The 10,590-nt window shown below is 68.4% G+C and carries 11 protein-coding genes; 3 read left to right on the top strand and 8 right to left on the bottom strand.

Going from position 1 to position 10,590, the window contains the following annotated elements; genetic code table 11:
- Positions 1-40: 40 nt before the first annotated feature.
- Together hepT and RT688_RS17885 are read right to left on the bottom strand one after the other, a co-directional pair.
- Entirely contained in the window at positions 41-472 is a 432-nt protein-coding gene (hepT, locus tag RT688_RS17890; RefSeq protein ID WP_313706205.1) for a type VII toxin-antitoxin system HepT family RNase toxin, read from the bottom strand.
- Positions 473-482: 10 nt separating this feature from the next.
- Complete coding sequence (locus tag RT688_RS17885; RefSeq protein ID WP_313706204.1) at positions 483-1,727, bottom strand: putative Na+/H+ antiporter; 1,245 nt, start codon at positions 1,725-1,727, stop codon at positions 483-485.
- A 257-nt stretch (positions 1,728-1,984) separates the two neighbouring features.
- On the opposite strand from RT688_RS17885, the gene imuA reads away from it, so the two are divergent.
- Entirely contained in the window at positions 1,985-2,692 is a 708-nt protein-coding gene (gene imuA / locus RT688_RS17880; RefSeq protein ID WP_313706203.1) for a translesion DNA synthesis-associated protein ImuA, read from the top strand.
- Positions 2,622-4,103, top strand: coding sequence for a DNA polymerase Y family protein (locus RT688_RS17875; protein ID WP_313706202.1), 1,482 nt, complete (start codon positions 2,622-2,624; stop codon positions 4,101-4,103). The genes imuA and RT688_RS17875 overlap by 71 nt, the downstream gene beginning before the upstream one ends.
- Positions 4,104-4,125: 22 nt before the next feature.
- Here the strand turns inward: RT688_RS17875 and RT688_RS17870 are convergent, their stop codons facing one another.
- Both RT688_RS17870 and RT688_RS17865 read right to left on the bottom strand, forming a co-directional pair.
- Complete coding sequence (locus tag RT688_RS17870) at positions 4,126-5,475, bottom strand: ATP-binding protein (RefSeq protein ID WP_313706201.1); 1,350 nt, start codon at positions 5,473-5,475, stop codon at positions 4,126-4,128.
- Complete coding sequence (locus RT688_RS17865) at positions 5,451-6,113, bottom strand: response regulator transcription factor (protein WP_313706199.1); 663 nt, start codon at positions 6,111-6,113, stop codon at positions 5,451-5,453. Before RT688_RS17865 ends, RT688_RS17870 begins: the two co-directional genes overlap by 25 nt.
- A gap of 371 nt (positions 6,114-6,484) precedes the next feature.
- Between RT688_RS17865 and pbpG the strand changes: the two genes are divergently transcribed.
- Positions 6,485-7,402, top strand: coding sequence for a D-alanyl-D-alanine endopeptidase (gene pbpG / locus RT688_RS17860; RefSeq protein WP_313706198.1), 918 nt, complete (start codon positions 6,485-6,487; stop codon positions 7,400-7,402).
- A gap of 90 nt (positions 7,403-7,492) precedes the next feature.
- Here the strand turns inward: pbpG and arsH are convergent, their stop codons facing one another.
- Genes arsH through RT688_RS17840 form a run of 4 tightly spaced genes read right to left on the bottom strand, consistent with a single transcriptional unit; the run spans position 7,493 to position 10,387 of the window.
- Positions 7,493-8,209 (bottom strand): arsenical resistance protein ArsH, encoded by a 717-nt coding sequence (gene arsH, locus RT688_RS17855; RefSeq protein ID WP_313706197.1) that lies wholly within the window; start codon positions 8,207-8,209, stop codon positions 7,493-7,495.
- An 11-nt stretch (positions 8,210-8,220) separates the two neighbouring features.
- Entirely contained in the window at positions 8,221-9,501 is a 1,281-nt protein-coding gene (locus RT688_RS17850) for an arsenic transporter (protein ID WP_313706196.1), read from the bottom strand.
- 9 nt (positions 9,502-9,510) lie between these two features.
- Positions 9,511-10,008 carry an arsenate reductase ArsC gene (locus tag RT688_RS17845; protein WP_313706195.1) on the bottom strand — a complete coding sequence of 166 codons (498 nt, stop codon included), beginning with the start codon at positions 10,006-10,008 and terminating at the stop codon, positions 9,511-9,513.
- 43 nt (positions 10,009-10,051) lie between these two features.
- Positions 10,052-10,387, bottom strand: a complete 336-nt coding sequence (locus RT688_RS17840; protein ID WP_313706194.1) for a metalloregulator ArsR/SmtB family transcription factor — start codon at positions 10,385-10,387, stop codon at positions 10,052-10,054.
- Positions 10,388-10,590: the final 203 nt, after the last annotated feature.

Raw genomic sequence — 10,590 nt, 5'->3', positions numbered from 1 at the left:
GGCCATAGAAGCCCGGCCGGCGGGGCTGGGCGAAAGCTTGTTACTGCCCGGCAGCGCCGCCGCTGCCGGCCCTGCTCACCAGCGCCTGGCTGTAGGCCCCGAAATCGTCCAGCCCGCGCTTGATGATGGTCACCAGGGCCGGCAGCGGCGCGGTCTGGTGATCCCATTCGGCGCGGCAGAATTCGCCGGTGCGCTTCAGGTCTTCGGCCAGCGCGGCGTCGATCCAGCCGCGGTCGGCGAGGATGGCGATGACTTCGCGCTCATCCTCCGGTTCGCCCAGGCCGGCTTCGGCGATCACGTAGTCGCCCATTTCCACCGCCGCCTCCCAGGCGCGGATCACGTTGAGCGTGGCCGCGTCCTGGCGCGTGATGTCGCCGACGAACGTGGTCGGGTCCTTCTCGTACTCCTCGCGGGCGCGCCGGCAGCAGCGTTCGATGGTGCCGGTCTTGCCGATCAATACGGTGTCGTCCATGTGTGCTCCTTCAGATGAGGAAAAGCAGCGCCGCGACGGCGGTCGGCCCCAGCGCGCCGGCCAGCAGGCCGAGCGCGTTGATCGATTCGTCGTTGAAGCCATTGCGCAGCAGCGCGGCGCCGGCCGGGTTCGGGGCGTTCGCGATGACGGTCAGGCCGCCGCCGGCCACTGCGCCCGCCACCAGCATGTACTGAGAGTGTTCGGACAGGCCCGCGATCAGCGAACCAAGGTAGGTGAGGGCGGCATTGTCGGTGATCGCGGTCAGGCCCAGCGCGCCGAAGAACAGCGCGGTCGGTCCCAGGCTCGAGACGATGGGCTGCAGCCACCATTGCTGCATGCCGCCGAGTACCACCAGGCCGGCCAGGAAGAAGCCGACCAGCAGTCCTTCCTTCAGGATCAGCGGATCCTGGTGCCGTTCGTAGGCCCTGGTGAAACCCAGGAACAGCATGAACAGGCCAAGGAACAGCACCGGATGATGGGCCAGCAGCACCACCGCGGCCAGGAAGCCCAGGTGGATCAACGAGACCTTGAGCGGCACGACCTGCTCGCCCTCGGCCGGGGCGGGGGCCGGGGCCAGGTGCTTGCGCAGCAGCAGGGTGATGACGGTGGCGTTGATGAACACGGCCACCGCGGCGCGCCAGCCGAAGTGGGTGAACATGTAGGCGCTGTCCCAGCCCCAGGTGCCGGCCACCATCAGCACCGGCGGCGCGGCGTAGGAGGTCAGGGTGCCGCCGATCGATACATTCACGAACAACACGCCCAGCGCGCCGTACTTCAGCGCTTCCGGCACGCCGGGACGGAACACCTGGGGCGCGAGCATCAGCGCCGCCAGCGTCATCGCCGCCGGTTCCGTGATCAGGGAGCCGGCCAGCGGCACCAGGGCCAGGCCGAGCCAGGCCAGCATGACCTCGGTGCGCAGCGGCGCCAGGCGCGCCGTGGTGCGCAGCAGCGCGCGCACGGCGTCGAGCACGGGCCGCGAGGCGGCGATCACCATGACGGTGAAGACGAACAGCGGCTCGGTGTAGTGGCGCGACTCGGCATAGTCGATGGCCGCGTCGGGCCCGGAAAGGAAGGCCATCGCCGCGATCAGGACGAAGGCCCAGAAGCCGAACACGACCTCGACTTCGCCCAGCAGGTGGAACAGGCCGGCGTGGCGCGGATGGCGGTCGGCCAGGATCTCGAAACCCTTGGCGGCGAAGGTATGGACGAGTGCGCAGGCGAAGAGGATGGCGCCGACCAGCTGGATCGTCGTCATGGCTGGCCCCAGGTTGCCACGGTGTGCTGCGAGTAAAAGAGGTCTACGGACATTGTCATGTGAATAATCAGTGAAACGCCATTATTTCATCTTTTGATGCGGATCGGATGACAGGAAACGAACCATAGGGAAGGCGTAGGCCTGGACGCGCATCGGCACAAGGTGAAATCCTGCATGGACAGAATATACACATCTTGCCAAATGGTGAACGAGCGAGTACTGTATATCCATCCAGTACTTTTGCATTTGTCCCTATTATGTCTTCCTTACAAGAAATTTCATCACCGGAAGAATTGCATCCATCCCTATGGCGCGCCTCGCAGTTGGCGCGCGCCGGCACCCGCTGCGTCGACACCGGCCACGCCGTGCTGTCGAAGCAGCTGCCAGGCGGCGGCTGGCCGGTCGGCACCCTGGTCGACCTGCTGCTGCAACAGAGCGGCATCGGCGAAATGCGCCTGCTGCGCCCGGCACTGGCGGAAGTCGCGGCGCGCCGCATCGTGCTGCTGCAGCCGCCCCATCCGCCGCAGGCGCTGGCGCTGGCCGCGCTCGGCGTGCCGCCCTCGCAGCTGATCTGGCTGCGCGCCAGCCGCACCAGCGACGCCCTGTGGGCGGCCGAGCAGGTATTGCGCAGCGGCAGTTGCGGCGCGTTGCTGTTCTGGGCCAACCACGTACGCGGCGACAGCCTGCGCCGGCTGCACCTGGCCGCGCAAAGCGGCGAGACCCTGTTTTTCATGATGCGCCCGCTCGCCGCCGCCCAGGATTCCTCGCCAGCGCCGCTGCGCCTGTCGCTGCGGCCCGCCGCCGGCGGGCTCGACGTCGGCTTCGTCAAGCGCCGGGGGCCGCAGCGCGACGCGCCCCTGTTCCTTCCACTTACTCCTTCTTTGCTCCAACGACATGCGTTTGTGGATCGGCCTGCACCTGCCCCAGTTACCGCTCGAGGTCTTCAGCCCGAACTGGTCGGGTGACGCCGGCAGCGTCGTGCTCGAGCAGGAGCGCGTGCTGGCGGCGTCGCCGGCTGCGCGCGCCGCCGGGGTAAGCCACGGCATGCGCCGCGGCGGGGTATTGATGCTGATGCCCGAGGCGCGCCTGCACGTGCGCGCGCCGGAGCGCGAGGCCGAGGCCCTGCACGCGGCGGCGCTGGCGCTCTTGCAGTACACGCCGCTGGTCACGGTTGCCGAGGAATCGACTTTGCTCATCGACATCGGCGCCAGCCTGCGCCTGTTCGGCGGCGTGCGCGCGCTGTGCCGGCGCGTGCGCGCCAGCCTGCGCGCCCTCGGCTTTTCGGGCGTGCTCAGTTGCGCCCCCACCGCGCGCGGCGCATGGATGCTGGCGCGCCGGCGCGCGGGACGGGTCATGACCATCGCTTCGCTCACGCGCCGGCTCGACGCCTTGCCGAGCAGCCTGCCGCCGCCGGCGCGCCCCTACACCGCCTGGTTCGAAGGCATCGGCTGCTTCGACCTCGGCGCCATGCGGCGCCTGCCGCGCCCCGGCCTGCAGCGGCGCTGCGGACGCGCGCTGCTCGACATGCTCGACGCCGCCTACGGCATGGCGCCCGAGCTGTTCGAATGGGTCGAGGCGCCGACGAGTTTCCACGCGAAGATCGAACTGTTCGACCGGATCGAGAACGCCGAGGAGTGCCTGCTTGGGGCCGAACGCCTGGTGCAGCAATTGACCGGCTGGCTGTGCGCCCACCAGCTCGCCGTGGAGCGCATCACGCTCCTGCTCGAACACGAACGGGGCAGGGTGGCGCGTGCGCCGACGCCGGTCGAGATCGCGCTGGCCGAGCCCACCTGGCGCGACGAGCACCTGGTGCGCCTCTTGCGCGAGCGCCTGGCCAAGCTGGTGCTCGACGCCCCGGTCATTGCGTTGGCGCTCGACGCCAGCCAGGTGCAGGCCATGGCGCCGCCGAGCGAGTCATTGTTCCCCGAGCCCGGCGGCAGCGAGGAGGACCGCCTGCGCATGCTGGAACTGCTGGTCGCGCGCCTCGGCCCCGAGAACGTGCTGCAGGCGCTGCCGCAGGCCGACTACCGGCCCGAGGTGGCGAACAGCTGGGTCCCGGTGCAGCAGAAAGTGCGCGAGAAGGAGCGCTCATCGCAGATGCCGCCCGACGTGGAAAGCCTGCCGCGCCCGACCTGGATACTGGCCAAGCCGCTCGCGCTGCTGATGCGCAACCACCGGCCGTTCTATGGATCACCTTTGAAGATGGCCTCGACGCCGGAGCGCATCGAGGCCGGGTGGTGGAGCCAGACCCAGACGCGCGATTATTTCATCGCCGAGGGGCAGGACCATGCGCTGTACTGGGTGTACCGGGAGCGCATCGTGGGGGCGGGGGAGGATGCGGAGCCGAGGTGGTTCCTGCATGGCTTGTTTGGGTGAGCGCGCGCCGGCCCCGCTGGCCTCAGGCGCCGCTGGCCGGAAACCTCACCCGCGCCCGCAGGCCTTGCGTGCCGTCGGGCTTGTCCAGCAGCGCAATGCTCGCGCCGACCTGGTGCGCGATCGAGGACGTGATGGCGAGCCCGAGGCCCGAGCCGATCTCGCCGTTGCCGAGCACGCGGTAGAACGGGTCGAAGACGCGTTCGCGCTCTTCCTCCGGGATGCCGGGGCCGGTGTCGTCGATGTCGAGCACCACGCTGCCGCCGTCGTCGGCCACGCTGATGTCGATGCGGCCGCCGGGGGGCGTATAGCGGATGGCGTTGTCGACCAGGTTTTTCACCAGGATGGCGATGTCCACCGGGCGGCCGGCGACCACCGGATCGGCATCGCCCACCACGCCCAGGTCGATCGCCTTGGCCTCGGCCAGCGGCACCAGGTCTTCGAGGCAGTCCTGGATCGTTTTCTTGAGCGGCACTTGGGTCAGTCCGTCGCCGCCGGACTCCTGGGTGCGCGCCAGCGTCAGCAGCTGGTCGAGCAGGATCCGGGTGCGCGCCAGGCCCGCCGACAGCGCGCCCAGCCGCTCGCGCGCCTCGAGCTGCATGTCGCTCGCCGCCAGCCGCTCCGCCTGCAGCGACATGGCGGTCATCGGCGAGCGCAGTTCGTGGGCCGCGTCGGCGATGAAGCGCCGTTGCCGCGCCAGCGCGCGCACCGTGCGGCCGATCAGCTTGTTGATCTCGGCGACGAAAGGCCAGACTTCCGAGGGCAGCGCGGTGCGGTCCAGTTCCCCGAGGTCTTGCTCCCTGCGCTCGCGCAGCTGCAGCGCAAGCTTCTGCAGCGGCTGGAACATCGCGCGCACCAGCAGCGTCACCATCAGCACCAGCACCGGCCCCAGGAACAGGATCGGCGTCACCGTGCGCCAGGCATCCGCGCGCGCCGCCGCGTCGCGCACGTCGGTCTGCTGGGCCACCGCGACGCGCACGCCCTTGGCATTGGTGCGGATGAAGACGCGCCAGGTCTCGCTGCCGCTGGCGACCGTCTGCAGGCCGTCGGGCAGGGAAGGCGGAAAGTGGGGTGGCCGCTCCGGTTGCGGCAAGGGGGCGCCGGGCGCGTCGATGAAGCGCACCACCAGGCGCGCATCGAAGTCGACGTCGCCGACCTTCTCGCGCGCCAGCGGCGCGGTCGGGACGGCATCGAGCCTGCTGATCAGGTAGCCGACCTGGCGCAGTTGCGTGTCCTGGTCGTGATGGGCATCGTCGGTGGCGTCGACGTACGAGTACAGGCCGGCAATCGCCGCCCCCACCAGGATCGCCGTCGAAATCCACAGCGACAGCCTGAAACGCAGCGATGCCGCTATTGGCCCTTCGCGACCATCCATCCGACTCCCCGCACGTTCTTGATGATGTCGCTGCCCAGTTTTTTGCGCAGCGAATGGATCAGGAATTCGATCGCATTGCTCTCGACTTCCTCGTCCCAGCCGTAGACGCGGTGCTCCAGCTCCGCGCGCGACAGGATGGCGCCCGGGCGCACCAGCAGCGCCTGCAGCAGCGGAAACTCGCGTGCGGTCAGGCGCACCGTGACGGCGCCGGCGCGCGCCTCGTGGGTCGCCGGGTCGAGTTCGACGATGCCGTTGCCGAGCACCGGGCTGGCCGTGCCCTCCTTGCGCCGCGTCAGCGCGCGCATGCGCGCCAGCAGTTCGCTCATCGCGAACGGCTTGACCAGGTAATCGTCCGCGCCGCCGTCGAGCCCGGCCACGCGGTCCTCGGTGGCTTCGCGCGCCGTGAGCACCAGCACCGGCACGTCGTTGCGCGCCTTGCGGATCGCAGCCAGCACGGCCATGCCGTCCAGGCGCGGCAGGTTCAGGTCGAGCAGGACCAGTCCGTATTCCAGGGCCTGCAGCGCCGTCAGCGCGGCTTCGCCGTCGCGCACCCAGTCGGCCGCGTAGCTGGCGTCGCGCAGCGCATGCTGGACCACGCTGCCGATCATCGGATCGTCCTCGACCAGTAACACCCTCATCGCGCGGCTCTCCGCGCCGGCCGCCGGCCATCCATCGCGCCGGCCGGGCCCCTCGTCGCTCCTGTCATTGCTTGCTTCCTCATGTATTTCGCCATCGATGCGCCGCGGCCCAAGCTTACCAGCGGGCAGCGCCTGGGCCGTCGCGTATGCGTGCGCGTGCGCCACGCCTGGGCGGGAACGGCGCGAGCGCGTCATGTTAGGAGGAAACACTTAGCAAACACTTAGCGCGCGGCACGGCAGGCCGCATGGCGGCGGTGTTGTTGATGTTGCCCATCGCTAAGTGTTTGCTAATTCTTGCTGAGTACGATGGCCGGGTTCCTATGCGCCGCCGTCCATGCCGGGACAGGGCGGGCTTTGCCGCTTCGACGACGATGAAAATACTTGTTCCTGCTCTTCTGTTCCTGGCCTCCCTGTTGGGGCCCTTGTCTTCCGTCCAGGCCAAGGGGGAGGGCGCGGCGGCGACAGCCAAGGCGAAAGCCGCGAAAAAGGCGCGGCTGTCGAACGCGGAGCAGCGCCATCGCGCCCTTGCCGCGCATCCGGCCGCGCTGCGCTCGAGCGCAGTCCTGATCCTCGACCCGAAGACGAGCAAGGTGCTGTACCAGAAAAATGCGGACGCGGTGATGCCGATCGCCTCGCTCACCAAGCTGATGACGGCGCTGGTCGTGCTGGAGGCGCGGCAGGACATGAAGGAAATGCTGACCGTCGGCAGCGCGGACATCGACCGCCTCAAGTATTCCTCCTCGCGCCTGCAGGTGGGCACCAAGCTGCCGCGCTCGACCATGCTGCACCTTGCCCTGATGAGCTCGGAGAACCGGGCGGCGTCCGCGCTCGGGCGCCATTATCCCGGCGGCAGGCGGGCGTTCGTCGCGAAGATGAACGCGAAAGCGAAGGCGCTGGGCATGCGCAACACCCGTTATGTGGAGCCGACCGGCCTGTCGAGCGCCAACGTCTCGACCCCGGAAGACCTGGCGAAGCTGGTGGTCGCCGCCGAAAAGCAGCCGCTCATCCGGCGTTATTCGACCGACCGCCGCTTCACGATCAGGCAGGGCCGCCAGCAGACCGTCTACCGCAACTCCAACCGGCTGACGGCGAGCCCGAGCTGGAAGATCCGCCTGCAGAAGACGGGGTATATCTCGGAAGCCGGCCGCTGCATGGTGCTGCACGCGGCCGTCAAGGGCCGGGCCACGGTCATGATCTTCCTGGACTCGCAAGGGACCTTGTCGCGCGTGGCGGACGCCAACCGCGTGCGCGCCTGGCTGACGGCCTTCAATCCCTGGCGCCGGCAATGACACCGACAATGACATCGACAATGAAAGCGGCGGCGGCCGGGCCCCGGTCTAGGCAGGAGCAGCGTTGCCCCCGCCATGCCGCAAGCCGTTTCACAGCTTCTCGATCTGCCGGTCGATCGCCTTCTGCGCCCGCTCGTTGCGTTCGCTGTAGCGGTCCGTCAGGTAGTCCGTCCGCCCACGCATCAGGAGCGTCATCTTGAACAGCTCTTCCATCACGTCGACCACGCGGTCGTAATAGCTTGATGGGCGCATGCGGCCCGCCTCGTCGAATTCCTTGTAGGCCATCGGCACCGAGGACTGGTTCGGGATCGTGAACATGCGCATCCAGCGGCCCAGCAGGCGCAGGGTATTGACCACGTTGAAGGACTGCGAGCCGCCGCAGACCTGCATGACCGCCAGCGTGCGGCCCTGGCTCGGGCGGATCGCGCCCATCTCCAGCGGGATCCAGTCGATCTGGTTCTTCATCACCGCGGTGATCGCGCCGTGGCGCTCGGGGCTGCACCAGACCTGGCCTTCCGACCACAGGCACAGCTCGCGCAGCTCGACCACCTTCGGGTGGGTCTCGGGCACGCTGCCGACCATCGGCAGCTCGGTCGGATCGAAGATTTTCACGTCGGCGCCGAAGTGCTCCAGGATGCGCGCCGCCTCCTCGGTGAGGAAGCGGCTGAACGAGCGTTCGCGCAGCGAGCCGTAGAGCAGCAGGATGCGCGGCGGGTGGCGCATGTCGCCCACAGGGGCGAGCTTGTCCGGCGTCGGCAGGTCCAGCAGCGCGGGGCGGATGTTGGGCAGGTTCGGGATCTTGTCCATGTGTTTCCTTTTTAGCTCAATCGCACGGCGAGCGCGCTCAGGGTGACCAGGAGGATGGGCAGGGTCAGCACGATGCCGACGCGGAAGTAATAGCCCCAGGAGATGCGGATATCCTTCGCCGCCAGCACGTGCAGCCAGAGCAGGGTCGCCAGGCTGCCGATCGGCGTGATCTTCGGGCCGAGGTCGGCGCCGATGACGTTCGCGTACACCATCGCCTCGCGCACCACGCCCTCGGTGGCGGTGGCATCGATCGCCAGGGCGCCCACCAGCACCGTCGGCATGTTGTTCATGACCGAGGACAGGAGGGCGGTGACGAAGCCGGTGCCGAGCGCCGCGCCCCAGACGCCGTAGCCGGCGCAGCGCTCGAACACGGCGGTCAGCGCATCGGTCAGCCCCGCATTGCGCAAGCCGTAGACCACCAGGTACATCCCCAGCGAGAACACGACCACCTGCCAGGGCGCCCCGCGCAGCACCGCGCGCGTCGAGATCCGGTGGCCGCGCGCCGCCACCGCGAGCAGCACGGCGGCGCCGGCGGCGGCCACCACGCTGATCGGGACGCCCACGTCGTCCAGCCAGAAGAAGCCGGCCAGCAGCAGCGCCAGCACCCACCAGCCGGCGACGAAGGTGGCGCGGTCATGGATGGCCTGCTCCGGCCTCCTCAAGGAGGCCAGGTCGTAGTCGGCCGGGATATCCCTGCGGAAGAACCAGGCCAGGGCCGCCAGCGTGGCGGCCACCGATGCCAGGTTCACCGGCACCATCACCGAGGCATAGCGCGCGAAACCGATGCCGAAATAATCGGCCGAGACGATGTTTACCAGGTTCGACACGACCAGCGGCAGGCTGGCGGTGTCGGCGATGAAGCCGGCCGCCATCACGAAAGCCAGCGTGGCCTTCGGCGGAAAACGCAGGGCGGCCAGCATGGCGATCACGATGGGCGTGAGGATCAGCGCGGCGCCGTCGTTCGCGAACAGCGCCGCCACCGCCGCGCCGAGCAGGACCAGCAGCACGAACAGGCGCCGGCCATTGCCACCGCCCCAGCGCGCCACGTGCAGCGCCGCCCACTCGAAGAAGCCGGCCTTGTCGAGCAGCAGGCTGATGACGATCACGGCGACGAAGGCGCCGGTGGCGTTCCAGACGATGTGCCAGACGACGGGGATGTCGCCCGGCTGGATGACGCCTGCGAGCAGGGCGGCCAGCGCGCCGATCGAGGCGCTCCAGCCGATGCCCAGCCCGCGCGGCTGCCAGACGACGAAGGTGAGCGTTACCAGGAAAATGAGAACGGCGGTCAGCACGGGAACCCTTCAGGCTGCGAGCTGGCCAATACGGCCAATACGGCCGATACGATCGAGTTCGGCCTTGAGCCTGGCGCGCTCGCCCGCCAGTTCGTCCAGCGGCAGGGCCAGGAAGGCCTCGATGCGCGCGCGCAGGATGGCATAGGCGGTCTCGAAGGCGGCCTGGATTTCTTCCTCGGTTCCCACGACATGGCTGGGGTCGTCGACGCCCCAGTGCGTGCGCAGCACCGGGCCGAGATAGGCCGGGCAGGTTTCGCCGGCGGCGCTGGCGCAGACCGTCACCACGATGTCCGGCGTGACCGGCAAATCGTCCCAGGACTTGCTGTGGTAGCCGCCTGTGGCGATGCCTTTGCCGGCCAGCAGGGCCAGCGCCCGTTCGTTCAGCTTGCCGGTGGGCTGGCTGCCGGCGCTGATGGCATGCCAGCCGTTTGGCGCCAGGTGGTTGAAGACGGCTTCGCCGATGAGCGAGCGGCAGGAATTGCCGGTGCAGAGAAAAAGTACGTTCATGTCGGGTCTCGGGACAACGGTGATCGGTGGCCGCCCGGAAGCCTCAGGCGGACGCTCCCGCGTCGCACGCGGAGCCGCCGGTTGGCGAACACGGACTGCCGCCGCAGCAGTTCTCGGTCAGGAAGCCAAGCAAGGCGTTCATCGTGTCGAACTGCGCGGCATAGATGACGAAGCGGCCCTCCTGGCGCGGCACGATGAGATGCGCGTTGGACAGCTCTTTCAGGTGGAACGAGAGCGAGGAGGGCGGCATGCCGAGCGCCTGCGCAATCCTGCTCGCGGCCAGGCCTTCGGGGCCGGCCTGCACCAGCAGCCGGAACACCGCCAGCCGCGACTCCTGTGCGAGGGCGGCCAGGGCCGATACTGCATCCTTGTTGTCCATGCCTGCTTCCGAGTTGATTCGATATTTCGAGTATAGTCGAATCGAGTCCCTCTCGACAAGTTCAATACGACGATTCCACAATTATCGAAATGTCTTGACAGAGCGATAGCGCTGCAAATATTCTGTATTCGTCGAACAACGAATAAGCGCCGCTGGTGCTGCCTTTTTCAACGTCGTCGTTGTGTGTTGTTCGTAATTCGACG

The sequence above is a fragment of the Massilia sp. genome (assembly GCF_032106685.1).
GTDB lineage: Bacteria > Pseudomonadota > Gammaproteobacteria > Burkholderiales > Burkholderiaceae_D > Telluria.
Note: the sequence above shows the minus strand (reverse complement) of the source record. Positions and strands in the feature narration are given on the sequence as shown.